This is a genomic window from Curtobacterium sp. MCSS17_016 (genome assembly GCF_003234255.2).
Taxonomy (GTDB): Bacteria; Actinomycetota; Actinomycetes; order Actinomycetales; family Microbacteriaceae; genus Curtobacterium; species Curtobacterium flaccumfaciens.
This window is the reverse complement of record NZ_CP126254.1, coordinates 1,076,131-1,100,724: the sequence shown is the minus strand read 5'-3', so window position 1 is coordinate 1,100,724 and position 24,594 is coordinate 1,076,131. Positions and strand designations below refer to the sequence as shown.

The following is a 24,594-nucleotide window of genomic DNA, read 5'->3' as shown; positions in this document are numbered from 1 at the left end:
GGCGTCGCGCTGGGCGGCCCGCTCGGCGTCTGTCGCGGTCACGTGGATGATGCTAAGCCGTCCGGGTGACCCCCGTGCACACCCGGACGGTCCTGTGGACGGGGCGCTCCCACTACCGCCGTGTGCGGGACAGTGTCGCCACGATCCCGGCCACGACCAGCAGCACACCGGCGGCGATGCAGGCGGCGAGCAGCAGGGTCGTGGTGTCCACTGAGAACATCGGCAGCGCACTCACGGCCATCGCCCCGGCGAACACGAGCATCAGGACACCCCACAGGATCGTGCCGAACCGTGCGCCACGGCGTGCGGGCCGCCGGACGGGCCCGTCGAGAGTGGCCGGTGGAGCCATCGGCGGAGTCGTCTCGTCGTTGGTCGTTCCGTCGTTCGTCATCGTCCCGTTCCTCACTCGCCGACCGTGATCGCCCGTGGCACGTCGACGCCGCCGCCGAGGATCCACAGGTGCACCGTCGTCGTCTCGTCCGCATCGGCCGTGCGTGCCGCACGGTTCTCGAGCGTGGTGGTCCGGAGCACCCCACCGGTGCCGTCGTCGTCGCCTCCGCCGGTGTCGACCCCGTAGCCGACACCGCTCACCTCGACCCGCACCGGCAGGTCGGTCGGCAGCAGCACCTCGGCTCCGCCGGCGCCCAGCCAGAGGTTCACGTCGCCCCCGACCGCCGACGGTTCGAGCTCGCGGAGGTCCAGCGTCGGACCGCCGGCCAGCATCGCGAAGTTCCGTTCGGTGCCCGGGGCGGCACGTTCCACCTGCCACGTGGTGCCGCCGATCAGCGAGACCTGGGTGCCGGCGGGCAGGACCCCGGTGACCACCAGGGCCACCGCGGCGACCGTCGAGAACAGTCCGAGCACGTCGTCGTCGCGGCCGCGGATCCCGGCGACGATCGTCGCGATCGCCAGCACCGCGAGCGCGGCAGCGATCCCGAGGACCGGGACGGACCACCCGGCCTGCTGCGCCCAGAACGCGACCCCGGCTCCGGCGACGAGTGCGAGTCCGAGGGACACGGCGACGTACGCCGCCCCGGGTCGCCGCTCCACCCGCTCGGCCCGCCGTTCGGCGATCCGCTCCCGTTCCGCGCGCATCCGCTCCTCGTGCTGCCGTCGCCGGTCCTCGGGGCTCGCGGGTGCACCCCACTGCCAGGAGGCCCGTCCCGCGTCCGTCGCGCCGGTCGCGTCCGCGGTCCACGCGTTCCGGGCCGGGCGCGGCTCCTCGGGGCTGGTCCAGAAGTCGCCCCGCGGGGCAGCGGTCGGGTCAGTGCCGGTGCCGGTGCCGGTGCCGGTGCTCGCGGTCCGCTCATCGCCCACCCCGCGTCGCGCCAGGACCACGATGAGCCAGACGATGCCGCCGACGAGCACGATGCTCCACGCGGTGGCCAGGGTCGCCTCGAGCCAGCCGGGCATCCCCCAGGCGTCCGGGACCCCCTGCCACCAGAGGCCGCGGGCGGCGGGCACGAAGGTGAGCGCCACGAAAGCACCGATCGCGATGAGCGCCGGGTCGAGGACCCCCCGGATCATCCGCTCGACGTGGATGCGTCCGGCGGTGTCGGGCAGCAGTGCCCAACCGGCGGCGTAGGCGAGGAAGACCGGCCCGCCCAGCAGCGCGACGACGATCGTCACGCCGCGGACCACGAGGGGGTCGAGCCCGGTGCGGCGGGCGACGGCACCGCACACGCCGGCGAGCCAGCGGTCGTCGGTGCGCGCGATGCCGAGGCCGCGGACCCAGTCGAAGAACCGGGTCGTCGAGTCGGCGCTGCCGGCGGCGGTGCCGGGAGCGGAGTCGTGCTGGTGATCGGTCATGGCCACCAGCATCCCGGCAGTGCTGCGCCGACACCATCGGGGTTCCCCCTGACCGGTCCCTGATCCCGGCCCCGAACCCTGCTGCGACCACCGTCCGGGTGCCAGGATTGCCCCATGGCCACCGCGACGATGACGCGCCCGACCCCCAGGGTCGTCGGCGGGGTCTGCAGCGGGTTCGCGGCGCACACCGGGCTGCCGGTCGGGGCCGTCCGGCTCGCCACCGCGGTCCTGGTGGTCTGCGGTGGCGCCGGGCTGCTGCTCTACGCCTGGCTCTGGGCGACCGTGCCGAGCGCCGCCGCCGGGGCAACCGCCGGACGCGCACCGCTCAAGTCCGTGCTGACCGCTGCCGCCGTCGTCGACCAGGACGAGACCACCGCGTCCGCCCGCCGTGCCCCGATCGTCGAGATCCTGCTCGGCGTGGCCCTGCTCGCCGCCGCCGGCGCGGTGGTCGCAGCGCGGATGGGGGTGGCCGTCCCCCTCGAGTTCATCGTCCCCGGCGTCGTGGTCGTCACCGGCGCCGCGCTCGCCTGGCGGCAGTTCGACGCGCTCCGCAACGTCCGCACGGCCGGGTCCTCCGCCCTCGTCGTCCGGGCGCTCGGGGCCCTGGTGCTCGTCGTCCTCGGCATCCTGCTGTTCTTCACGACGAGCAGCCGCCCGAACGTCTGGACCGTGCTCACCGCCGCGGTGGCCGTCCTGGTCGGGGTCGCCGTCGTGGTCGCCCCGTGGGTGGTCCGGCTCGTCCGCGACCTCGCCGAGGAACGCGCCGCCCGCGTCCGCGACCTCGAGCGCGCCGAGTTCGCGGCACACCTGCACGACTCGGTGCTGCAGACCCTCGCCCTCATCCAGCAGAAGGCCGAGCCGGGTTCGGACGCGGCGCGGTTGGCGCGGGCGCAGGAGCGCGAGCTGCGGTCCTGGCTCTTCACCGAACAGGCGGAACCGGCGCGCGACCTCGGCGCGCAGCTGCGGGACGCCGCCGTGGACATCGAGGCCGAGTACCCCGCCCGCATCGAGGTCATCGCGGTCGGGCCCGCCCGCAGCGACCTGCCGGACGGGCTCGTCGCCGCCGCCCGCGAGGCGATGCTCAACGCCGCCCGCCACGCCGGTGGGACCGTGAGCGTGTACGCCGAGACCGCCGGCGACCGGGTCGAGCTCAGCATCCGCGACCGCGGGCCGGGGTTCGACGTCGACGCGGTGCCCGCGGGCCGGTACGGCGTCCGCGAGTCGATCGTCGGCCGGATGCAGCGCCTCGGCGGCCACGCGACCATCGCGCCGGGGCCGGGGCACACCGGCACCGAGGTCCGGCTGACCCTGCCGCTCGCACCCGCGGCCCACGACGAGGAGCACGCATGACCGAGCCCGCCCCGTTGACCGTCGCGATCGTCGACGACCACTCCATCTTCCGAGCCGGCGTGCGCGCCGGACTGCCACCGGGCCTCCAGGTCGTGGGTGAGGCGGCGACCGTCGACGAAGCCGTGACGCTCGTCGCGGCCACCCGCCCGCGGGTCGTCCTGCTCGACGTGCACCTGCCGGGCGGCGCCGGCGGCGGTGGCGCCGAGGTCATCACGCGGTCCGCACCGGAGAACCCGGACACCCGATTCCTCGCGCTGAGCGTGTCGGACGCCGCCGACGACGTGGTGCGGGTCATCCGCGCCGGCGCCCGCGGGTACATCACGAAGAGCTCGTCGAGTGCCGAGGTCGCCGAGGCCGTGGCCCGCGTGGCGGACGGGGACGCAGTGTTCTCGCCGCGCCTGGCCGGTTTCGTGCTCGACGCGTTCGGAGCGGTCAGCGGCGAGACGGCGCAGCACGACGCCGAGCTGGACCGCCTGTCCGCGCGCGAGCAGGAGGTCATGCGGCTCATCGCGCGCGGGTACGCCTACAAGGAGGTCGCGACGGAGCTGTTCATCTCGGTGAAGACCGTCGAGACACACGTGTCGAAGGTCCTGCGAAAGCTCCAGCTGTCGAACCGGCACGAGCTGACGGCGTGGGCGCTGCAGCGCAAGCTGCTCTGAGCGCCCACGCCGGCGTCACTTCGCGCTGATGCGGGTGTACTTGTTGACCGCCCACGGGACGAAGACCACGAGCATCACGGCGATCCCGATCAGGACGGTCAGCACGGGGTGCTGCATCGTCCAGATGTCCGGCACCGGGGCGGACCCGACGTTGCCGAAGAGCTCTCGCGCGGCCTGCACGAGCGACGACACCGGGTTCCACTCCGCGAACACGCGCAGCACCAGCGGCAGGGTGTCGCTCGGCACGAACGCGTTCGAGATGAACGTCAGCGGGAACAGGATCATGAACGAGGCGTTGTTGATGACCTCCGGCGTCTTGACGCTCATGCCGAGCAGCGCCATGACCCAGCTGAACGCGTAGCTGAACAGCAGCAGCAGGGCGATGCCGGCCAGGAACTCGAGCGGCGACGAGTTCACCCGCCACCCGACCGCGAGCCCGGTGAGCATCATGATCGCCATCGAGATCGAGTTGAGGACGAGGTCGGAGTTGGTGCGCCCGACAAGGACCGCGGACGCCGACATCGGCAGCGTCCGGAACCGGTCGATCAGCCCCTCCTTCAGGTCCTGCGCCATCGCCGACCCGGAGAACGTCGCACCGAACACCACGGTCTGCGCGAAGATCCCCGCCATCAGGAACTGCGTGTAGTCGGTCCCCTGCACCTGGATGGCGCCGCCGTAGACCTGGCTGAACAGCAGCACGAACATGATCGGCTGCAGCACGGCGAACACGAGCATGTCCGGCGACCGCTTGAGCTTGATGAGGTTCCGCTTGGTGACGGTCCAGCCGTCCTCGACCCAGACGGCGAGCGGCGAGGTGACGACGACGGGCAGCTGGCGGCCCGGCGCGAGGGACGTGGTGGTCATCGTGCCGTCTCCTTCTGCTTGGTGGCCGCGGGTTCGTCGGCGTCGTCGTCCGTCGCGGCGTGTCCGGTCAGGCGGAGGAAGACGTCGTCGAGGGTCGGGCGTCGCATGCCGGCGTCGTGGAGTTCGATGCCGGCCTCGCCGAGGTCGGCGAGCACGCGCTGCAGGGCGGCCGGACCGGCCTCCACCGCGATGGCACGGGTGCGGCCGTCGCCCGAGGTCTCGACCTCGCCGACCCCGTAGCGGCGCAGCACCGTGGTCGCCGCGTCGCCGTCGGCCTCGTCGACCAGGGTCACGACCACGCGGTGCCCGCCGACCTGCGCCTTGAGCTGGTCCGCGGTGCCCTCGGCGATGACGGCCCCGTCGTCGATGACCGCGATGTCGTCGGCCAGCCGATCGGCTTCTTCCAGGTACTGGGTGGTGAGGAGCACCGTCGCGCCCTCGGCCACGAGGTCCTCGATGATGCCCCAGAGCGCCAGACGGCTCCGGGGGTCGAGGCCCGTCGTCGGTTCGTCGAGGAACAGCACGCGCGGGTTCATCACCAGCGCCCCGGCGAGGTCGATGCGGCGCCGCATGCCGCCGGAGAAGCCCTTCACCGGGCGGTCCCCCGCCTCGGACAGGTCGAAGACGTCGATGAGCTCCCGGGCACGATCGCGCGCTGTCCGGCGGCCGAGGTGGTAGAGCCGCCCGATCATCTCGAGGTTCTCGAACCCGGTCAGGTTCTCGTCGACCGCCGCGTACTGCCCGGACACACCGATGGACCGGCGGGTGGCCTGCGGGTCGGCGATCACGTCGATGCCGTCGATCGTCGCGGTGCCGGAGTCGGGCGTGATGAGGGTGGTCAGCACCTTCACCACCGTGGTCTTGCCCGCGCCGTTCGGCCCGAGCAGCGCCTTCACGGTGCCCTGCGGCACGGACAGGTCGAGTCCGGCCAGCGCGTGCACCGGCCCGGACTTCGACTTGTAGGTCTTGGTCAGCCCGGAGGCTTCGATGATGGCCATGTCGCTCCTTCGTCGGACACGGTGGGTACCCGGGGGTCCGGTGGAGCGACGGACGTCACTCAGACGTCGAAGTCACCACCACCGAAGTCGCTGAAGCCACCGCCGAAGTCGGATCCGCTGTCGCCCCAGCCCGCATTGTCGAAGCCGCCGCCGTCGGATGCGCCGCCGTCGGACGCCCCGGCATCGCCGGATTCAGCACCAGTGTCCTCCGAACCACCGTCACCCGCAGCGTCGGTACCGCCATCGAACGAACCGGGGTCCGGCAGGAACGCGCTCATGATCGCCGAACCGATGACGTAGCCGGCCACCGTCCCGAGGATCGAGGCGCCGATCATGCTGCCGAACGACGGACCGCCGCGCTGACCGCCGAAACGTCCGCCGCCACCGCCGACGCCGCCGAGCGAGCGCTCCATGAAGCCCGGCTGGCGGATCTCGGAGCGGGTCGCCGACTGGGCGAGCGAGCGCGGGTCGTCACCACGGGGTGCCTCACCGGGAGGCGCGGTCCGGGTGAACTCGTCGTAGACCATGCGGCGCTGCTCGTCGGTCAGCTTGGCGAAGGCCTCGGCGTGGACCTCTTCGATGCGCTCCGGCGGTGCCGTGCGGAGCAGGTAGCGGTAGCGCTCGACCGCACGCTCGTCGTCGGTCGTCGCGCCCTGCTGCTGCGTCGGTGCACCGCCCCACTGCGGGACGCCGTACTGGTCGCCTCCGCCTTGCGGCGCGGGCGGTGCGGGCTGCTGGTACGACTGCTGGCCGTACCGGTAGCCCTGCTGCTGCGGCGGCTGCCCCCACTGGTTCTGCTGTGCGTCGGCGGATCGGTCTCGCTCCGGACGTCCGAGCAGGCGGTCGAGGAATCCCATGGTCGATGCTCCTTCGGGTGCACGGCGGGTCCGGTCGGACCCGTCGTGGACTGCAACACTACGAACCCCCGGCGTCGGATGACTGAGCGCCCGCTCAGAGTCGGCCGGGAGGCGCGTGCCGGGCTGGCACCGCGCCCCCGGTCCGCACCGTGCGCACCTGCGCACCCCGTGCGCGGTTCCCAGCCCCGTGCGCGCTTGCAGCGCCGCACCCGGCAGCCAACCCCGCACCGGATCGCCGACCCCGCACCGTGCGCACCATCCACCGGCCGGGAGGCGCGTGCCGGGCTGGCACCGCGCCTCCAGTCCGCACCGTGCGCACCTCCGCACCCCGTGCGCCGTTCCCAGCCCCGTGCGCGCTTGCAGCGCCGCACCCGGCAGCCAACCCCGCACCGGATCGCCGACCCCGCACCGAATCGCAGACACCGCACCGTGCCCACCTGCACACCCCGTGCACCGTTCCCAGCCCCGTGCGCGCTTGCAGCGCCGCACCCAGCAGCCAACCCCGCACCGCATCGCCAACCCCGCACCGTGCCCACCACCCACCGGCCGGGAGGCGCGTGTCGGCCTGGCACCGCGCCTCCCGTCCGCACCGTGCGCACCTGCACACCCCGTGCACGGTTCCCAGCCCCGTGCACGCTTGCAGCGCCGCACCCAGCAGCCAACCCCGCACCGCATCGCCAACCCCGCACCGTGCCCACCACCCACCGGCCGGGAGGCGCGTGCCGGGCTGGCACCGCACCTCCCGTCCGCACCGTGCGCACCTACGCACCCCGTGCGCGGTTCCCAGCCCCGTGCACGCTTGCAGCGCCGCACCCAGCAGCCAACCCCGCACCGGATCGCAGACCCAGCACCGTGCCTCCGGTGTGCGCCGCGTGGCTCACCCTGCGGCGAGCGCCGCCGTCCACACCGCGTGCAGCTCGTCCGCGGCCCCCGGGTGCGCCACGAGGAACGGCTCCCCCACGGGCGGGAAGCCCTCGACGGGGCCGGACCGCGTCAGCACGACGCCCCCGGCCTCGTGCACGAGCAGCACCGCGGCACCGTGGTCGACCGGGTTGAACGCCGAGACGCAGCCGCCGATCCCCCGCCCGGCCGCGACCTGGGCGATCGTCAACGTGCCCGATCCCTGCACCCGGAGCGTGCACGACCGGTCAGCCAGGGCGTCGAGGAACGCCCCGAACCCCGGCCACGGGCGGTGTCCGTCGAGCTCGGTGCCGACGACGGCGCCGGCGAGCGGCCGGGGTGCGTCGTCGAGTCGGAGCTGGCGGTCGCGCAGGGTGGCGCCGCGGCCACGTCGGGCCTCGAGCACCTCGCCGCGCCAGGGGTCCGCGACGACGCCGACGAGCGGACGGCCGCCGCGGGTCAGGCAGAGCGACATCGAGGTCCACGGCACGCCGTTGGCCAGGTTGGTGGTGCCGTCGACGGGGTCGAGGAACCAGCGGTGCCGGTCGCCGGGGGCCTCGCCGTACTCCTCGCCAGTGAACCCGTGCGTCGGGAACACCATCCGCACGCGGGAGCGGACGTGCTGCTCCACCAGGCGGTCGACGTCGGTGACCAGGTCGGCGGGGTTCGCCTTGGTGTGGACCTCGCTGACCGGGTGCTCGCGCGTGTAGGCGATGACCTCGTGGGCGATGCGGTGGGCCAGGGCCTGGGCGCGCGAGGCGACCTCGGTCTCGGTGGGCTCGCGGTCGCGCTCGGGCCAGCCGTCGCGCTCGGCCGCCGACAGGGCTGCTCCGATGGACCCGACGTCGTTCGTGGTGATCGAGTCGACACCGAGCCGGGCTGCCCAGATGGCGGGCTCGACGTCGTCGATGGTCCAGACGGCGACGCGCAGGCCCAGGGCGTGCGCGACCTCGACCGTGCGCGGGGTGAGGAACGCGACGTCGAGGTTGAGCGTCGACGGCTCGAGCGCCTCGAGGTCCGCCGACACGGGCGGGTCGAGCGACTCCCACGCCAGCCAGACGTCGGCGTCGGGCAGCACGGAGCGGACGGCCGCCATCGCCGCCGGCGCCCCGCACCAGGCCACCGCGGTGGAGCCGGTGAAGCCCGCGACGGTGCGGGCCGCGACCAGGGCGTCCTCGGCGTCGGTCAGGTCGACGAGCAGGGTCGACCGGCAGCCGTCGAGGCGTTCGAGCGCGCCGTCGAGCCGCGGGATCCGGTCGAGGCCGTTGCCGAGCCGGGCGACGTCGCACCAGTCGACGTCGGACACCCGGCGTGCGTCGCCCCACATCCGGCCGAGGGTCTCGTCGTGCAGCAGGACGGCGACGCCGTCGGCGGTGCGGCGGACGTCGACCTCGATCACCTCGGCGCCGAGCGCCTCGGCGACCGCGATGGCGGGCAGGGTGTTCTCACGCCGGACGCGCGGCGCACCGCGGTGGGCGACGAGGCGTGGCGGGCGCACGCCGGGCCTCCCGTCCGGGCTGGTGGCGACCACACGGTCGACCGCAGCCGCAGCGGAGACCGCCGACACGGCGGCGCTCATCGGGCGACCTCGAGCAGCACGCCGTCGCGGTGGACGAGCACTTCACCCAGACGCACCCCGGTCTCGGTGCCGACCGCCGGCGGTGGCCCGGTGACGTAGGCGCGGAGCTCCGCGCCGTCGGTGCTGAGCACGACCTCGGCGAAGTGCCCCCGCATGAGCACCCGCGCGACCGTCGCACGGATCGGCGAGTCGTCGGTGAGCGCGACCTGCTCGGGGCGGACCAGCACCGTGTCGGCCGCCGTCGGGCTGACCGAGGTGCCGGCGAGGAACCGTCCGGTGACGACGCTCGTCGACCCGATGAACGACGCCACGAAGCTCGTGGCTGGGCGGGCGTAGAGCTCGGTCGGGGTCGCGATCTGCTCGATGCGGCCGTCGTGCATCACGGCGATCCGGTCCGAGATGCTGAGCGCTTCGTCCTGGTCGTGCGTCACGATCACGGTCGTGATGCCGAGTCGCTGCTGGATGCGCCGGATCTCGTCGCGGACGCTCACGCGGAGCTTCGCGTCCAGGTTCGACAGCGGCTCGTCGAGGAGCAGGACGTCCGGCTCCTGCACGATGGCGCGGGCCAGGGCGACGCGCTGCTGCTCACCGCCCGAGATCGCGGTCGGCTTCGAGCCGGCGTGGTGGCCCAGGCCGACGAGCTCGAGCGCGTCGCGCACCCGCTCGGCGACGCGCTGCTTCGGCACCCGTCGGGTCCGCAGCGGGAACGCGACGTTCTGCGTCACCGTCATGTGCGGCCAGAGCGCGTAGTTCTGGAACACCATGGCGCTCGGCCGGCGCTCCGGGCCGAGCGACGTGACATCGCGGTCCCCCATGGTCACGACGCCGCCGTCGGCGGGCAGGAACCCTGCCACCATGCGGAGCGTCGTGGTCTTGCCGCAGCCGGACGGCCCGAGGAGCGAGACGAGCTCGCCCTTCGCGACGTCGAGGTCGATGCCGGCGACGACGTCGCGCCCACCGAGCGTCTTGCGCAGTCCGCGGATGGTGAGGCCGCCGGAGCGGGTCCGGTCCGCCGTGCTGCCGTCGGCCTGGAGGCCCGGTGCGCGTTCCGCGACGAGCGCCTTGTCCGTCATCTGGTCGCCTTTCGTGCTGGTGTGGGTCATCGGTGTCGGTCCGGGCGTCTGTCCGGGTGTCGGCCCGGTCGGTCGCGGCCGGGTCATCGGATCTGGAAGCCGTCCGCCAGTCGGCCGCCCATGATGTGCTTCCGGGCGAGCAGCAGCAGGACCACGGACGGGATGCTCAGCGCGATCGCGAACACCGCCGAGACCTGGCGCGGGGAGTTCAGGACGAGCGAGTACATCGCCGTCGGCATCGTCATGTACGTCGGGGCGCCGACCAGGTACGTGCCCTGCGCCTCGTCGAAGGACGCCAGGAACGACATCACCATCGCGACGAGGATCCCGGGCCAGGCGATCGGGAACGTCACCTTCCAGAAGGTGCGCCAGCGGCTGGCCCCGGCGTCGCGGGCGGCTTCCTCGAGGGACCGCGGCACGGCCGAGAACGCTGCGGCGGGCAGCCAGGTCATGAACACGACGCAGCCCAGGACGTGCACGATCAGGATGCCGGTGACCGTGTTCATGAGGTTCAGCGCGGTGAACATCGCCGACATCGTGACGAAGAGGCCCATCTTCGGGAACGCGTTCGTCGCGAACAGCCCGACGAGCACGAGGCGCCGCCCCGGGAACTCGATGCGGCTGATCGCCCACGCGGCGGGCAGGCAGACCACCGCGGCGATGAGGACCGTGAGCGGGGCGAGGACGAGCGAGTTCTGCACCGCGACGGCCAGGCTGCGGTCCTCGAACACGGTGCCCCACCACTGCAGGGTCCAGCCGTCGGGCAGCAGGTTCGGGTAGGTCCACGTCGTGGCGAAGGCCCGGGCCGCCAGCCAGACGAGCGGCCCGAGGATGAACACGGCCAGCACGATCGCCGTCGCCCAGACGAGGGCGTTGCCGGTCAGACGCTTGATCACTGCTGCTCCTGACGCTTCTCGTCGAGCTCGCCCGCGTTCGAGCGGACCGTCGAGCGGAGGTAGAAGACGCTCGCGGCCGCGGCGAACGCGAACACGATGAACGCCATCGCCGTCGACTGCTGCGGACGGTTGTAGGCCTGGAAGTACTTCGAGATGTCGACGCCGAGCATCGTCGGCGCGTTCGGACCGGTGAAGTACGGCACGGTGAACGAACCGAGCACCCCGATCACGGTGAACGTCGTCGCGATGACGAGCGGGGTCGCGGCCATCGGCAGGAGCACCTGCCAGACGACGCGCCAGGTGCTCGCCCCGGCGTCCTTCGCGGCCTCGACCAGGGCGTCCGGGGTGCCCTGCAGCGCCCCGGCGATCATCAGCACCGCGAACGGCAGGCTGGTCCAGACGCTGCCGAACACCACGGCGACGAGGGTGTAGCCCCACACCGGGACGTCGAGGCCGAACTGCGCACCGAGGCTCCGGAGGAACCCCTGCGCGTCGGTGAAGGTCAGGATCGACCAGCTCGCGATGACCACCGGCACGAAGATCGGCACCACGGCGAGGACACTGAGGGTCTTGCCGAGGAAGCCTCCGCGGAGCCGCAGGATCACCGCGACGACGACGGCGAGCCCCACAGTCAGGCCGGTCGACAGCGCGGTGACCCCGAGCGTCGCGACCAGGTCGCGCAGGAACGTGGCGTTGCCGAGCAGGGTCGCGTAGACCGCGAACGAGAAGCCGCGCACGGTGTCGCCACCGATGTCGGCGAGCGCCTGGTTCAGGCCGCCGGTGAACCCGAGGCTGAACAGCGCGGCGTTCACCACCGGGACGCCGACGAACAGGACGACGACCAGCACCGGGGCGGCGACGAGGGCGAGGCCCTGCCACCGCCGGCGGCGGGCCAGCCGCTCCTGCGTCGTGCGCCCGCCGGAAGGGTGCGCCGGGCCCTGGGCGCGGGGCGGGACGGGCGGGAGGCCCGCGCGTCCCGCTGAGCGGCGGCGCGCCAGCGACGCGCGGGACGCGCCGAGCGAGCCTGCGAGCTCGGAGTCGCCACGGGCCTCCCGGCCGGTTGCCGGGCCGTCCTGGGCGGTCTGGGTCACTGCGGGACCTTCGCGTCCCACGCCGCGTTCATGTCGGCGGCGAAGTCGCTCTGGAACCCGAGGCGGAGCTGCGAGGGGTTCGCGTCGGCGAACTGCTCGGCGACCGACTTCGGCAGGCTGTCGAGCGGGATCACCGGGTAGCCGGAGACGGCGCTCGCCACGAGCTGCTGCCCCTTCGCGCTGAGCACGAAGTCGGCGAGCTTCTCGGCTGCCGCCTTCTTGGCCTTCGGCTCGGTCTTGGGGATGCCGAGGAAGCTCGCGCTGCCGGTGAACGACGGGTCGTCGATCTGCACGGCCTTGACGGTCTTCGGGATGATGCCGGTCTTCTGCGAGGTGATGAACTGGTCGCTCCAGACCGGGGCCATCGCGATCTGGCCGCTGCCGAGCAACTGCACGACCTGGTCGTTGCCGTTCGGGTAGACGCCCTTCTGGTACGTCGACGGACCGAGGTCCTTCAGGGCCGCGAAGCCCTTGTCCCACTTCGACTCGAGGGACTTGTCGTACTTCGTCTGCATCGTCTCCTGCTCGGCGGGCGTCAGGTACTTCGCGAGCACCGTGGCCACGAACGAGCCACCCGAACCGCCGGACGACGGGGAGTTGTAGGCGAACTCGCCCGGGTTGGCCTTGATCCAGGCGAGCAGGTCGTCGAGGGTCTTCGGCGGGTCCGTGACCTTCTTCGCGTCGTACGCCAGCAGCACGCTCGAGGCGCGGTACGGGATGGCGCTGTCGCCGCCCTGCTGCTTCGTGGCGTCCGGGACGTCCTTCAGGTTCGGGATCGTGCTGTCGCTGACCGGTGCCATCAGCCCGGCCTTGCCGGCGGTGGTGACGAAGCCGGCGTCGACGAGGTCGTACGCGACGGACTTGCCGGCCTTGACCGCGGTGGCGAGGTTCGCCTGGGTCTGGGCGTCGTGCTCGCCGTGCAGGTCGATGCTCGTGCTGACGTGGATCTTCGGGTTCGCCTTCTCGAAGGCGGGGATGAGCGACTTGTCCCAGAGGTCCTGGACGTTGGTGTCGCCGCTGATGAACACGGTGAGGTCGGTGGTGCCGTCGGTGTCGGAGGCGTTCGAGGCGTTGGCGCTCTGGACGCAGCCGGAGAGTGCGACGGTCGCGGCTGCCGCGATGGCGAGGCCGGCGAGGACTCGGGTCTTCACGTGGGTTCTCCCTGTTCCGTGGTGCGTGGGGTGTGCGGGGGTGGGGCGTGCGGGTGTGCGGGGTTCGTGCGGGCGGGCCGTGTGGGAACGTTCCCGCGCCGGGGTCGAGTGTGGCGCTGCCGGGTGAACTCCGGGTGCCGCCGGCGTCGCCGCCGGGTGAACTCCGGGTGCCTCCGGCGTCGCCGCCGGGTGAACTCCGGGTGCCGCCGGCGTCGCCGCCGGGTGAACTCCGGGTGCGGTGCGGGCGGCGGGCGCGGTGCTGCGCGTCCGATGCGGTGACGGCGCACGGTGCGAGTTCCGCCGCCCCGTGCGAGGTTGACCGCTTCGTGCCCGGCTACAACCCTGCACGGAGCGGGCTGCTCGCCCCCGACCGGCGAAGGATGCACGGTGCGCGGCCCCGTTCGCTGCCGACGACCCCGCACCGAGCAGCCAGGTCGACGGTGGGCGACGAACCGCGCACCGTGCGCACCGGCAAGAGGCCGAACAAACTCGCACGGTGCGTGGCTGACACCCCTCAGCGCGACATGCGGACTCCGGCCTGGCGGAGCTTCGCGCGGAAGACCCACTCGTTGCGCAGGTCCGACCAGGTGAGCCGCACCACGGTTCGTACCTCGGGGAACGCGCGGAGTCGGTCTTCTCGGATCTTCTCGTCGAACAGCGCTTCCTCCGGCGTCCGTCCCCGCAGGTACGCACTGCTCCGGTACTTCACGGCTCCGTCGAACTCGACCACGACCCCGGCATCCGGGAACCAGAAGTCCACGACGATGTCCGGCTCGCCGAGCGCTCGGAAGCGGTGCTGGAGGACCGGCGGTGGTGTCCCGAACTGGTCGAACCGCGCTCGTGCGTACGACTCCCCCGGTGAGTCCGATGCGGCATCGGCGAACCCGATCGCCCGGAGCGCGCGACGTCGTCCCTTCTGCCCGCGCCGCTCGATCGCCGACCGGACGTCTTCGCGCTCGACCTCGCGACGGAGGAGCGCATCGAGGGACACGACTGCGTCGGTGAACGGCAGTGTGAGTGCGAGGTCGGTCGCCAGCCGATCGAGTCCGCACACCAGCAACCCGTCGGGCGTGGCGACCGGACGCTCGTTCCGTTCGGCGTCGAGGTCGGCGTGCACCACGAAGGTCGCGTTCGTGGTGCGCCGGTCGGCACCGCGTGAGGTCACGTGGATCCGTGTCGGTGGTGGGGTGAGCAGGGGCACACCGAAGACGACGGCGGCGGAGACGTGTGAGATCAGGTCTCCGGGGCGGATCCGGTCGGCGAACGAGCGCAGCCGGACGTGGTGCTGCTCACTTGGGCGGAGCGCGGCCCATCCCGCAGACTCCGCGTACAGTCCGCGTGCTACCCGTGTGAGCTCGCCCGCAGCGGCCCGACGTCTGATGACATCGGACTCGTCGGGGCGCTGGGCGGAGGTTCGGAACGTGAGGACTTCGGGGACCGGTGCGAGCTTGAGGTTCATCGACATACTCGTGATGCTCCGGATCCTCCGCCTTCGGAGCAGCACCGCATGGGCGTGCTGTGGAGGACCAGCCGCGCCGAGCACCTTGTGGAGGAATGAGCGAGCAGCCCGGGGCCTGCGAGAATGAGCGGGTGAACGCACGCACCTGGGGTTGGCTCGCAGCCGTCATCGACGTCGTCCTCATCGTCGTCTTCGCGCTCATCGGGCGCTCGTCGCACGGTGAGGCCAACACGGCGCTGGCGCTCTGGACCACCGCCTACCCGTTCCTGGCCGGTTGGGCGATCGGGTACGTGACGAGCGGTGCCTGGGCTCGACCGCTGCGCTTCTGGCCGACCGGTGTCGTGGTCTGGGTCCTCACGGTCTTCGTCGGTCTGGCCATCCGCGTCGCCACCGGGCAGGGGGACGTCGACGGCAACCCGCTGCCGATCTCGTTCGTCATCGTCGCGACCATCGTGCTCGGGGTGTTCCTGCTCGGCTGGCGCGCGATCGCCCGCGGTGTGCTCCGGTTCACCGCGTCGCGGTCGCGACGGGACGCCGCAGCGTCCGACGCGTGAACGGCAGCCGCGGTTCCCAACCGACGATCCTCGACGTCGCCGCACGTGCGGGGGTCTCGAAGTCGGCGGTGAGCCGGGTGCTCTCCGGGACCGGACGGTTCTCGGACGAGACCCGCGAGCGCGTCGAACGCGCGGCAGCCGAGCTCGGGTACGTCGCGAACGCGATGGCTCGCGGGCTGGTCAGCGGGCGGACGAACACGATCGGGATGCTCGTCCGGGATGCATCGTCGATGGTCTACACCGCACTGCACGCCGTGATGGAGCGCCGCGCATCGGAGCTCGGCTACCGCGTCGTCACCACGACGGGCGTCGGTCGGGTCGAGGACGAGAAGTCCGCCCTCGCCGCACTCGTGTCCATGCGCGTCGACGGGCTCGTCGTGTGCAGCGGCCTGATGCCGTCCGCCGACATCGCCGAGTTCGCGCCCCGCATCGCCACCGTCGTCGCGGGTCGGCCCGAGCTGCACCCGGCGCTCTCGAGCGTCTACTGCGACGAGGTCGACGGTGGGGCCTCCATCGCGGACGCCGTCGCCGATGCCGGCCACACCACGGCCGCGGTGTTCACGGTCCCGCTCGACAACGCGATCACGCAGCACGCGCGGTCGTCGGCGATGCTCGAGCGGCTCCGAGCACGTGGTGTCCGGGTGATCGACATCGACGCGAGCTTCGTGCGGCCACCCGACGACCTCGCCGCCGACCTGGTGGACGCCGTGCAGGAGTCGGGCGTGACCGCGGTGATGTGCCCGACCGACCGGCTCATGCTCGACGTGTGCGAGGCGCTCGCCCGCCGCGGTGTCGAGGTCCCGCGTGACCTCTCCGTCACCGGGTTCGACGGCGTCTACCCACTGGCGAGCGACTGGATCGGCTTCACGACACTCGAGCAACCGATCGAGCGCATCGGCCGCGAGGCCATCGACCTCGTCATCGGCCGCATCGACGACCCCACGCGCCCGGTCGAGCACCGCTCACTGCGCGGCACCGTGATCCCCGGCCGCACCCTGCTCCCCCGCTGACGCCGATCCCCTGACCCGCCGACCCGCCGACCTCGCACGGTGCGCGTCGACTCAACCCGTGCAGGCTCCGGGCCTGGCGCACGGTGCGAGGTCGCTCAAACCGCGCACGATTCGTGATGCCGTGCGAGGCTCGAGAAGCACGCACGGTGCGAGGTCCGTCGAGCGGTGCCACCGTGGTGGCTCGGTGCGGCGCTACAAGCGTGCACCGAGCGGTCAACCTCGCACGGGCCGACACAGACAGCACCGTGCGGCTTCGACCCACGGCCGCAGCCACAACCGCAGCCACAACCGCACACGCGCACCCGCGCCCGCGCCCGCGCCTAGAACAACCCGCTGCGCGGCCCGTCCTCGGGCCCGTCGAACCCGCGGAACATGTCCGACACCAGCGCCTCGATCTGCGGCTCCACCAGGCGTTCGACCGCCTCGGCGATCCGCGGCCGGTGGTCGATGAGCGCCAGGCACACCGCGGTACCGGTCGACCGCGCACACTCGTCGGACAGCGCGATCTCGTGCCGGAGCGCGGCCTTCGCCTCGTCGGACAGCGGCTCGCGCGGCGTCTGCTCCCCCGCACCGGTGCCGGCCAGCTCGCCGAGGGTGAACAGGAACGGCGACCCCGGCGACGGCTCGGGGTCCACGTCGAGGCCCTGGAACTCCGGCGACAACCCCTCGGCCGGCTGGTACCCCGCGTGCCGCTTCCGGGCCGCCGCCCGCTCCAGTTCGCGCTGCAGCAGCGGCAGGTTCTTCGCCGTGTAGTCGTCGACGGCGTCCTCGACGATGGTCGAGATCCGCCCGATCAGCGCGTGCTGGACGGCGTGCGGCACGTCGGGTCCGAACCCCGCGGCCGCGGCGATCGGGGACCCGGTGCACTTCCGGCAGATGCGCGTGCGCGGGCGGGCGGTACCGATCTGCCAGCGCGGCAGCCAGCGCAGCCACAGGTCGACCGCGCCCCGCACGCGACCGTCGATGCCGTCCATCCCTCAACAGTAGGCCTGGAGGCGCGGATCACCCCCGGCACACCGCGCCGGTCGGGCAATCCACCGGTTCTCAGGCCTGTGGTTCCGTCACGAAGTCGATCAGCTCCTCGACACGGCCGAGCAGCTCCGGCTCGAGGTCCGCGAAGGTGCGCACCTGCCCGAGGATCCGCTGCCATGCCCTGGCGATGTCGGCCTGCTCGGCGTGCGGCCAGCCGAGCGCCTGGCAGATGCCCGCCTTCCACTCGATCGAGCGCGGGATCGTCGGCCACGCCCGCAGCCCGACCCGAGCAGGCTTCACCGACTGCCAGACGTCGACGAACGGGTGCCCGACGACGAGCACGTGCGCGCCCCACTTGCCGCGCATCACGGCGTCGGCGAAGCGGGACTCCTTCGACCCGGGCACCAGGTGGTCGACCAGGACCCCGACCCGGCGCTCCCGTGTCGGCTGGAACTCGTCGAGCACCGCGGCCAGGTTGTCGACGCCGGAGAGCTCTTCGACCACGACGCCCTCGACGCGCAGGTCGGCACCCCAGACCTTCTCGACGAGTTCCGCGTCGTGCTTGCCCTCGACCATGATGCGGCTGGGGAGCGCCACCCGAGCACGCTGCGACTCCACAGCGAACGATCCGGACGCGGTGCGGAGGCGACCACCGTCGGACGCCTGCCGCACGGCGGGCGCGCCCCCGGGCCTCCAGTCCGCATGGACGGAACCGACGGAACCAGCGGAACCCGCACCGCCAGCGGAACCAGCAGCGCCAGCCCCGGCAGCAGCCGCGGCCGACCGCCCGACCGGCGCCGACGGCCGCCCCAGCGTCACCAGCTCACCCTCGAGCAGGAACTGCCCGGTGAAGGGGAAGGAACGCGTGCGGCCCTTCCAGTCCTCGAGCGCGATGTTGCCGGCCTCGAGTCCCACCACGGCACCGGCCCACCCGGAGTCCGGGTCCTCGAGCACCATGTCCCGTTCGAGCGGCACCTGCCGCACCTTCTTCACCCCGCGCGAGCGCCAGTCCCCCGAGAGCACATCGCCGCCGTACCGGTCGTCGTCCACCCGCACGAGGGTACTGTCGACGACGGCCCGGACGACGTCGACCGCGCCGGTTCCCCATCATCTCGACGGAAGGCCCGCCCGTGCGCGCAGCGATCATCCACGCCCCGAACGACATCCGCGTCGAGGAGTGCGATCGACCCGGGCTCCTGTCCGGCAGGGACGTCGTCGTCAAGGTCCTCGCGGCCTGCGTCTGCGGCTCGGACCTCTGGCCCTACCGTGGCGTCACCGAGACGAAGCAGCCGCGGCCGATCGGCCACGAGCTCGTCGGCGAGGTCGTCGCCGTCGGTGACGACGTCACCGGCCTGCACGAGGGCGACTTCGTCATCTCCCCCTTCACCATGAACGACGGCACCTGCCAGGCCTGCCGCAACGGCATGACCACCGGCTGCGACCACCTGTCCGGGTTCGGCAGCACGGACGCGTACGGCGACCCCGTCGGCGGCGCACAGGCCGAGTACGTGCGGATCCCGGACGCCGATGCCACGCTCGTCGCGGTCCCTGGTCCGGTCGACCCGGCCCTGGTGCCGTCGCTGCTCACCCTGTCCGACGTCTTCTCGACCGGCCACCACGCCGCCGTGTCGGCAGCGGTCGGCCCCGGCAAGACCGTCGTCGTGGTCGGCGACGGCGCGGTCGGCCTGTCCGCGGTGCTCGCCTCGAAGCGGCTCGGTGCGGACCGCATCATCGCGATGAGCCGGCACGCCGACCGTCAGGCGCTCGCTCGCGAGTTCGGTGCCACCGACATCGTGGCGGAGCGCGGCGACGAGGGAGTCGCGGCGGTCCGCGCGCTGCTCGGCGGCGACCTGGCCGACTGCGCCGTGGAGGCCGTCGGCACCGAGGAGAGCATGGACCAGGCGCTGCACTCGGTCCGCCCCGGCGGCAACGTCGGTTTCGTCGGGGTCCCGCACGGGGTGCCGACCATCGGCACGCGCTACCTGTTCGACACGAACATCGCCATCGCGGGCGGCATGGCCCCGGCCCGGAAGTACATCCCCGAGCTGCTCCCCGACGTGCTGTCCGGCGCGATCGACCCCGGTCGCGTCTTCGACCTCGAGCTGCCGCTCGACGAGGCCGCCGAGGCCTACCGCGCGATGGACGAGCGCCGGGCCATCAAGGTGCTGCTGCGCCCGTAGCGGCGCGCGTCGTGGACGCACCGGCAGACGGACGGGAGGCCCGTGGCGGCGTCGCCACGGGCCTCCCGTCCGTCGTCTGGTCGAGTCGACAACCGGCGGCCCGCCCGCTCACGCGTCGCGGATCGCCAGCACCCGGTGCGGCGCAGCCGCCTCGGCTCGCCACCCGCCGGGCAGCACGTCGCGGAGTTCGGGCACCGTGAAGCTCCGTCGGATCGACCGCAGGCCGTCGACCCGGATGAACGTCCCCGCCGCCACGAGCGGTGACGCCAGCGCGTACGCCCGGTAGGCCGCCGGCGACCGCCGGATGTCGGAGTGCAGGCTGCGCCCGCTCGCGAGCAGCTCGGAGTCGGCCAGGAACCCCCGCCGCTCCTCGTCGCCCAGGTGGTGCAGGACGTGGTTCGACACGACGACGTCGAACCGTTCACCCGCCGCGACCAGGTCACCGCTCGACTGCTGCCGGAACGTCACACCGGTCGGGGACGACCGCCGTGCCGCGGCGATGGCTCGTTCGTCCGGGTCGACCCCGACGACCTCGAGGTCGAAGCCGTCGCCCGCCGCCCACCGCACCAGCGAGCGGGCCAGGTCGCCACCCCCGCAGCCGAGGTCGAGCACCCGACCGCGGCCGCTGGCGGGCAGGGCCGGCACGACGTGGGACCGCCAGGCCGCGCGCCAACCGCCCACGAGCGCGTTCACGACGGCGAAGCGCCGGAACGTGCGTGCGAGGGCGCGCGGGTCGCAGTCCGGGTCGTCCATCAGTTCGGTCAGGTCGAGCGCGCGGGTGCGCAGGTCGACGGCCGGGAGGCCCGTGGTGCCGCCGCCCTGACGGCTCACGCCGCGCCCGTGGTCGCGACGGGCACGCGGGCGGGTGCGACAGTGGGTTCTGCCGCGGGCGACTTCACGGGTTCTGCCGCGGGCGACTTCGCGGGTTCTGCCGCGGGCGACGCCTCGGTCCGCACCGTGGTGAGCCGTGCGCTCTCGACGGTGAGTCCGGGGCCGAAGGCGAGCGCGACGACGGCGCTGCCGTCCTCGAGGCCGGCGTCGACGGCGTCCCGCAGCACGAAGAGCACCGTGGCGCTCGACATGTTGCCGTGTTCCCGCAGCACCCGCCGGCTCGACTCCATGGCGCTGTCGGGCAGGCCGAGCGACTCCTGGGTGCGGTCGAGGATGGCCCGGCCGCCCGGATGCACCGCCCACACCGGCACGTCCGAGGCCGGCCCACCGTCGAGCAGCGGTTGCACGGCGCTCGGGACGTGCAGGCCGACGAGCTTCGGCACGGCGGTGGACAGGACCATCTCGAAGCCCTCGTCCCCGATGTTCCACGCCATCTCGGACGCCCCCTCGGGCACCACGGCCGTCGTGAAGTCGTCGAAGCGCAGACCGGCTCCGTCCCGGGCGACGACCGCGGCGGCCGCACCGTCGCCGAAGACGCTGTTCGCGACGATCTGGTCGGGGTCGTTCGAGGCGCGGACGTGCAGGGTGCAGAGTTCGCCGCAGACCACGAGCACGACGGCGTCCGGGTCCTGGTCGACGAACGCCGCGGCGATCCGGAGCGCGGGGAACGCGGCGCAGCAGCCCATGAAGCCGATGTGGTGCCGGAAGACGCCACCCGGGAGCCCGAGCTGCTCGACGACGTCGATGTCGGGCCCGGGCTGCGTGAACCCGGTGCACGACACGGTCACCAGGTGTGTGACGGCCTCCGGCGCGATGCCGGCACGTTCCACGGCGTCGCGGGCGGCGGCGACGAACAGCGGCGGTGCGAGTTCGCGGTACCGGTCGTTGCGCGAACCGGTGGACGGCGAGCGCAGGGTGCCGTCGTCGTCACGGAACGCACCACCGGCACGCGCGGAGTCGAGTTCCTCGAGGACGGTGTGCCGCTGGTCGACCGCAGACCCGTCGAACGCGGCGGGGACGAGCCGTTTGCCGAGCCGCCCGAGGTCGGGTTGGGCGGAGAACAGGTCACGCACCCGGGGCTGGTCGAGGGTCGTCTCGGGGACGGCGGTTCCGATGGCGCGGATCGTTGCGGACACGACTCATCCTGTCACCCGATCGCTGACGTGTCCCCAGGATGCCCACGGCGACCGGGACCCACGGAGGGCACGGCACCGACCGGTGCCGTGCCCTCCGTGGTGGGACTGCCTACGACTGCTGTGCGCGCTCCAGCACGAGTTCCCGCACGCGGGCGGCGTCGGCCTGGCCCTTCATGGCTTTCATGACCGCACCGATGATCGCGCCGGCTGCCTGGACCTTGCCGTCCTGGATCTTCGCCAGCACGTCGGGCTGCGCCGCGAGTGCTTCGTCGACCGCGGCCGTCAGGGCGGAGTCGTCCGAGACGACCTTGAGCCCACGGGCCTCGACGACCTGCGCCGGCGAGCCCTCGCCCGCGATGACACCCTCGAGCACCTGGCGTGCCAGGCGGTCGGTCAGGTCGCCGGACTCGACGAGCGCGATGACCTCGGCGACGTGCTTCGGCGACACCAGGTCACCGGGGGCGGCGTCCTGCGCGTTGGCGACGCGGCTGATCTCGCCGGTCCACCACTTGCGGGCAGCCTGGGGTGCGGCGCCGGCGGCGACGGTGCCCTCGACCTCGTCGAGCAGCCCGCCGTTCACGACGTCCTGGAACTCCAGGTCGGCGAAGCCCCAGTCACCCTTCAGGCGACGGCGGCGTGCGACGGGGGCCTCGGGCAGCGAGGCACGGAGCTCCGCGATGACGGCGGGGTCCGGCACGACGGGCAGCAGGTCGGGCTCCGGGAAGTACCGGTAGTCGTCGGCGTCCGACTTCGGTCGACCGGCCGACGTACGACCGGTGTCCTCGTGCCAGTGGCGGGTCTCCTGCGTGATCGTGCCACCGGCGGCGAGGATCGCGGCCTGACGCTGGATCTCGTAGCGGATCGCACGCTCGACGGCGCGGAACGAGTTGACGTTCTTGGTCTCGGTGCGGGTGCCGAGCTTCTCCTGCCCGCGAGGGCGCAGCGAGATGTTCGCGTCGCACCGCAGGTTGCCGCGCTCCATGCGGGCTTCGGAGACACCGAGCGCCCGGACGAGGTCGCGGATGACCTGCACGTAGGCGGCTCCGAGCTCGGGGGCACGGTGCTCAGCGCCGAAGATCGGCTTCGTGACGATCTCGACCAGGGGCACACCGGCGCGGTTGTAGTCGACGAGCGAGTACTCGGCGCCCTGGATCCGGCCGGTGGCACCACCGACGTGCGTCAGCTTGCCGGCGTCCTCTTCCATGTGGGCGCGCTCGATCGGGATGTTGTAGATCGTCCCGTCGGCGAGCTCGACCTCGACCTCGCCCTCGTAGGCGATGGGCTCGTCGTACTGCGAGACCTGGTAGTTCTTCGGGTTGTCCGGGTAGAAGTAGTTCTTCCGGGCGAACCGCGAGGACTCGGCGATCGAGCAGCCGAGCGCGAGCCCGAGCTGGATCGAGTACCGCACGGCCTGTGCGTTCACGACCGGCAGCGACCCGGGCAGCCCGAGGTCGACCGGGGTGACGTTCGTGTTGGGTTCGCCGCCGAAGAAGTTCGGGGCGTCCGAGAACATCTTGGTCTTCGTCGCGAGTTCGACGTGGACCTCGAAGCCGAGCACCGGCTCGTAGCGCTCGAGCGCCTCGTCGAAGTCCATCAGCGCGTCCTTCTGCGCCATCAGATCACACCTTCCTGCGCAGCGGACTGCTGACTCTGGTCGAGGTCCGGGACGGACGCGATGAGCGGCGCGCCCCACTGCTGTTCGAGCAGACGCTCGAGGGCGGCACCGTAGCGGTACAGCCGGGCGTCCTCACGCTGGGGCGCCATCAGCTGCACACCGACGGGCAGGCCGTCCTCGGGCGCGAGGCCGTTCGGGATGCTCATGCCGGGAACGCCGGCGAGGTTCGCCGGGATCGTGGTGAGGTCGTTGAGGTACATCGCCAGCGGGTCGTCGATGCGCTCACCGATCGGGAACGCGGTCGTCGGGGCCGACGGGCTGACGAGCAGGTCGACCTGCTCGAAGGCGGCCTGGAAGTCCCGCTGCACGAGCGTGCGGACCTTCTGCGCCGAGCCGTAGTAGGCGTCGTAGTAGCCGGCGCTCAGGGCGTAGGTGCCGAGGATGATGCGCCGCTTGACCTCGGGCCCGAAGCCGGCTTCACGCGTGGCGGCCATGACGTCCTCGACGGTGGCACCGTTCTCGGGCGTGACCCGGAGGCCGAAGCGCACCGAGTCGAACTTGGCGAGGTTCGACGACGCCTCGGCCGGGAGGATCAGGTAGTACGCGCTGATCGCGTACGCGAACGACGGGGCGTCGATCTCGACGACGACCGCGCCGGCCGACTCGAGCAGCGCGACCGTCTCCTGGAAGCGCTGGGTGACCCCGGCCTGGAACCCGTCGCCCCCGGCGAGTTCCTTCACCACGCCGACGCGCAGGCCGCGGAGGGTGTCCGCCTGCAGCCCTTCGCGTGCGGCGGCGGCCATCGAGGGCCAGGCGTCCGGGATGGACGTGGAGTCCTTCGGGTCGTGCCCGCCGATGACGTCGTGCAGGAGCGCGGCGTCGAGGACGGTGCGGGACACCGGGCCGATCTGGTCGAGGCTGGACGCCAGGGCGATGGCGCCGTAGCGGCTCACCCCGCCGTAGGTCGGCTTCACACCGACCGTGCCCGTCACCGCACCCGGCTGACGGATGGAGCCACCCGTGTCCGAACCGAGGGCGAAGGGTGCTTCGTGCGCGGCGACCGCAGCGGCCGAGCCACCGCCGGAGCCGCCGGGGATCCGGTCGAGGTCCCACGGGTTGCGGGTCGGACCGTACGCCGAGAACTCGGTGGTCGAGCCCATCGCGAACTCGTCCATGTTGGTCTTGCCGAGCGGCACGAGGCCGGCGGCGCGGAGCTTCGCGACGGGGGTGGCATCGTACGGCGGCACCCAGCCCTCGAGGATCCTGGACCCGGCGGTCGTGGGCATGTCCTGCGTGCACAGGACGTCCTTGACGGCGATCGGCACACCGGCGAGCGGCCCGAGGTCGTCGCCCGCGGCACGGCGGGAGTCGATCGACTTCGCCACTGCCAGGGCGTTCTGGTTGACGTGCAGGAACGCGTGCACGTCGCCGTCGACGGCGGCGATCCGGTCGAGGTGGGCCTGGGTGGCCTCGACGCTCGAGACGTCGCGCGCCACGAGGGCGTCGGCGAGCGCCGCGGCGCTCAGCTTCGTGATGTCGTCAGTCACTGT

The 24,594-nt window shown here is 72.6% G+C and carries 22 protein-coding genes; 5 read left to right on the top strand and 17 right to left on the bottom strand.

Features of this window, described 5'->3' with window-relative positions; genetic code table 11:
- Positions 1-112: 112 nt before the first annotated feature.
- Positions 113-391, bottom strand: coding sequence for a hypothetical protein (locus DEJ19_RS05335; RefSeq protein ID WP_111234266.1), 279 nt, complete (start codon positions 389-391; stop codon positions 113-115).
- An 11-nt stretch (positions 392-402) separates the two neighbouring features.
- Complete coding sequence (locus tag DEJ19_RS05330) at positions 403-1,809, bottom strand: PspC domain-containing protein (protein ID WP_181441648.1); 1,407 nt, start codon at positions 1,807-1,809, stop codon at positions 403-405.
- Between the two features lie 114 nt (positions 1,810-1,923).
- On the opposite strand from DEJ19_RS05330, the gene DEJ19_RS05325 reads away from it, so the two are divergent.
- Both DEJ19_RS05325 and DEJ19_RS05320 read left to right on the top strand, forming a co-directional pair.
- On the top strand, positions 1,924-3,159 hold the full coding sequence (locus DEJ19_RS05325) for an ATP-binding protein (protein ID WP_111234268.1): 1,236 nt from the start codon (positions 1,924-1,926) through the stop codon (positions 3,157-3,159).
- Positions 3,156-3,818: a LuxR C-terminal-related transcriptional regulator gene (locus DEJ19_RS05320; RefSeq protein WP_110862716.1), complete on the top strand. Its 663-nt coding sequence runs from the start codon at positions 3,156-3,158 to the stop codon at positions 3,816-3,818. The genes DEJ19_RS05325 and DEJ19_RS05320 overlap by 4 nt, the downstream gene beginning before the upstream one ends.
- Positions 3,819-3,833: 15 nt before the next feature.
- Here DEJ19_RS05320 and DEJ19_RS05315 read toward each other — a convergent pair whose 3' ends face one another.
- From DEJ19_RS05315 to DEJ19_RS05275, 9 genes are all read right to left on the bottom strand, one after another.
- A complete protein-coding gene (locus DEJ19_RS05315) occupies positions 3,834-4,682 on the bottom strand; it encodes an ABC transporter permease (protein WP_051596514.1) in 849 nt (282 codons plus the stop codon).
- Positions 4,679-5,680 carry an ATP-binding cassette domain-containing protein gene (locus DEJ19_RS05310; RefSeq protein ID WP_110864485.1) on the bottom strand — a complete coding sequence of 334 codons (1,002 nt, stop codon included), beginning with the start codon at positions 5,678-5,680 and terminating at the stop codon, positions 4,679-4,681. Before DEJ19_RS05310 ends, DEJ19_RS05315 begins: the two co-directional genes overlap by 4 nt.
- 59 nt (positions 5,681-5,739) lie before the next feature.
- A complete protein-coding gene (locus DEJ19_RS05305) occupies positions 5,740-6,537 on the bottom strand; it encodes a hypothetical protein (RefSeq protein ID WP_258377497.1) in 798 nt (265 codons plus the stop codon).
- Positions 6,538-7,414: 877 nt separating this feature from the next.
- On the bottom strand, positions 7,415-9,016 hold the full coding sequence (locus DEJ19_RS05300) for an inositol monophosphatase family protein (RefSeq protein ID WP_111234269.1): 1,602 nt from the start codon (positions 9,014-9,016) through the stop codon (positions 7,415-7,417).
- A complete protein-coding gene (locus tag DEJ19_RS05295) occupies positions 9,013-10,119 on the bottom strand; it encodes an ABC transporter ATP-binding protein (RefSeq protein WP_111234270.1) in 1,107 nt (368 codons plus the stop codon). Before DEJ19_RS05295 ends, DEJ19_RS05300 begins: the two co-directional genes overlap by 4 nt.
- Positions 10,120-10,172: 53 nt before the next feature.
- Positions 10,173-10,985 (bottom strand): ABC transporter permease, encoded by an 813-nt coding sequence (locus DEJ19_RS05290; protein WP_017886992.1) that lies wholly within the window; start codon positions 10,983-10,985, stop codon positions 10,173-10,175.
- Entirely contained in the window at positions 10,982-12,076 is a 1,095-nt protein-coding gene (locus tag DEJ19_RS05285) for an ABC transporter permease (protein ID WP_111234271.1), read from the bottom strand. The genes DEJ19_RS05290 and DEJ19_RS05285 overlap by 4 nt, the downstream gene beginning before the upstream one ends.
- Complete coding sequence (locus DEJ19_RS05280; protein ID WP_111234272.1) at positions 12,073-13,227, bottom strand: extracellular solute-binding protein; 1,155 nt, start codon at positions 13,225-13,227, stop codon at positions 12,073-12,075. The genes DEJ19_RS05285 and DEJ19_RS05280 overlap by 4 nt, the downstream gene beginning before the upstream one ends.
- A 514-nt stretch (positions 13,228-13,741) precedes the next feature.
- Entirely contained in the window at positions 13,742-14,686 is a 945-nt protein-coding gene (locus tag DEJ19_RS05275) for a hypothetical protein (protein WP_181441641.1), read from the bottom strand.
- 131 nt (positions 14,687-14,817) lie between these two features.
- Here DEJ19_RS05275 and DEJ19_RS05270 point away from each other — a divergent pair, with 131 nt between their 5' ends.
- Positions 14,818-15,240 carry a DUF3054 domain-containing protein gene (locus DEJ19_RS05270; protein WP_258367055.1) on the top strand — a complete coding sequence of 141 codons (423 nt, stop codon included), beginning with the start codon at positions 14,818-14,820 and terminating at the stop codon, positions 15,238-15,240.
- A complete protein-coding gene (locus DEJ19_RS05265) occupies positions 15,237-16,250 on the top strand; it encodes a LacI family DNA-binding transcriptional regulator (RefSeq protein ID WP_071405476.1) in 1,014 nt (337 codons plus the stop codon). Before DEJ19_RS05270 ends, DEJ19_RS05265 begins: the two co-directional genes overlap by 4 nt.
- Before the next feature lie 320 nt (positions 16,251-16,570).
- Here the strand turns inward: DEJ19_RS05265 and DEJ19_RS05260 are convergent, their stop codons facing one another.
- Together DEJ19_RS05260 and DEJ19_RS05255 are read right to left on the bottom strand one after the other, a co-directional pair.
- Positions 16,571-17,224: a hypothetical protein gene (locus tag DEJ19_RS05260; RefSeq protein ID WP_017886998.1), complete on the bottom strand. Its 654-nt coding sequence runs from the start codon at positions 17,222-17,224 to the stop codon at positions 16,571-16,573.
- A gap of 70 nt (positions 17,225-17,294) precedes the next feature.
- Positions 17,295-18,272: a DUF3097 domain-containing protein gene (locus DEJ19_RS05255; protein ID WP_111234237.1), complete on the bottom strand. Its 978-nt coding sequence runs from the start codon at positions 18,270-18,272 to the stop codon at positions 17,295-17,297.
- Between the two features lie 80 nt (positions 18,273-18,352).
- Between DEJ19_RS05255 and DEJ19_RS05250 the strand changes: the two genes are divergently transcribed.
- Positions 18,353-19,402, top strand: a complete 1,050-nt coding sequence (locus DEJ19_RS05250) for a zinc-dependent alcohol dehydrogenase family protein (protein WP_111234235.1) — start codon at positions 18,353-18,355, stop codon at positions 19,400-19,402.
- Between the two features lie 108 nt (positions 19,403-19,510).
- Here DEJ19_RS05250 and DEJ19_RS05245 read toward each other — a convergent pair whose 3' ends face one another.
- The 4 genes from DEJ19_RS05245 to gatA form a co-directional block, all read right to left on the bottom strand.
- On the bottom strand, positions 19,511-20,233 hold the full coding sequence (locus DEJ19_RS05245) for a methyltransferase domain-containing protein (protein ID WP_111234234.1): 723 nt from the start codon (positions 20,231-20,233) through the stop codon (positions 19,511-19,513).
- Positions 20,230-21,429, bottom strand: coding sequence for a type III polyketide synthase (locus DEJ19_RS05240; protein WP_111234233.1), 1,200 nt, complete (start codon positions 21,427-21,429; stop codon positions 20,230-20,232). Before DEJ19_RS05240 ends, DEJ19_RS05245 begins: the two co-directional genes overlap by 4 nt.
- A 109-nt stretch (positions 21,430-21,538) precedes the next feature.
- Positions 21,539-23,044: an Asp-tRNA(Asn)/Glu-tRNA(Gln) amidotransferase subunit GatB gene (gene gatB / locus DEJ19_RS05235; RefSeq protein WP_035807593.1), complete on the bottom strand. Its 1,506-nt coding sequence runs from the start codon at positions 23,042-23,044 to the stop codon at positions 21,539-21,541.
- A complete protein-coding gene (gene gatA / locus DEJ19_RS05230; RefSeq protein WP_027464607.1) occupies positions 23,044-24,591 on the bottom strand; it encodes an Asp-tRNA(Asn)/Glu-tRNA(Gln) amidotransferase subunit GatA in 1,548 nt (515 codons plus the stop codon). Before gatA ends, gatB begins: the two co-directional genes overlap by 1 nt.
- Positions 24,592-24,594 lie beyond the last annotated feature (3 nt).

Excerpts from the sequence above, each read along its gene's own strand:
- DEJ19_RS05335 (WP_111234266.1), bottom strand. The coding sequence starts at position 391 with ATGACGAACGACGGAACGACCAACGACGAGACGACTCCGCCGATGGCT.
- DEJ19_RS05330 (WP_181441648.1), bottom strand. The coding sequence starts at position 1,809 with ATGACCGATCACCAGCACGACTCCGCTCCCGGCACCGCCGCCGGCAGC.
- DEJ19_RS05325 (WP_111234268.1), top strand. The coding sequence starts at position 1,924 with ATGGCCACCGCGACGATGACGCGCCCGACCCCCAGGGTCGTCGGCGGG.
- DEJ19_RS05320 (WP_110862716.1), top strand. The coding sequence starts at position 3,156 with ATGACCGAGCCCGCCCCGTTGACCGTCGCGATCGTCGACGACCACTCC.
- DEJ19_RS05315 (WP_051596514.1), bottom strand. The coding sequence starts at position 4,682 with ATGACCACCACGTCCCTCGCGCCGGGCCGCCAGCTGCCCGTCGTCGTC.
- DEJ19_RS05310 (WP_110864485.1), bottom strand. The coding sequence starts at position 5,680 with ATGGCCATCATCGAAGCCTCCGGGCTGACCAAGACCTACAAGTCGAAG.
- DEJ19_RS05305 (WP_258377497.1), bottom strand. The coding sequence starts at position 6,537 with ATGGGATTCCTCGACCGCCTGCTCGGACGTCCGGAGCGAGACCGATCC.
- DEJ19_RS05300 (WP_111234269.1), bottom strand. The coding sequence starts at position 9,016 with ATGAGCGCCGCCGTGTCGGCGGTCTCCGCTGCGGCTGCGGTCGACCGT.
- DEJ19_RS05295 (WP_111234270.1), bottom strand. The coding sequence starts at position 10,119 with ATGACCCACACCAGCACGAAAGGCGACCAGATGACGGACAAGGCGCTC.
- DEJ19_RS05275 (WP_181441641.1), bottom strand. The coding sequence starts at position 14,686 with ATGAACCTCAAGCTCGCACCGGTCCCCGAAGTCCTCACGTTCCGAACC.
- DEJ19_RS05260 (WP_017886998.1), bottom strand. The coding sequence starts at position 17,224 with ATGGACGGCATCGACGGTCGCGTGCGGGGCGCGGTCGACCTGTGGCTG.
- gatB (WP_035807593.1), bottom strand. The coding sequence starts at position 23,044 with ATGGCGCAGAAGGACGCGCTGATGGACTTCGACGAGGCGCTCGAGCGC.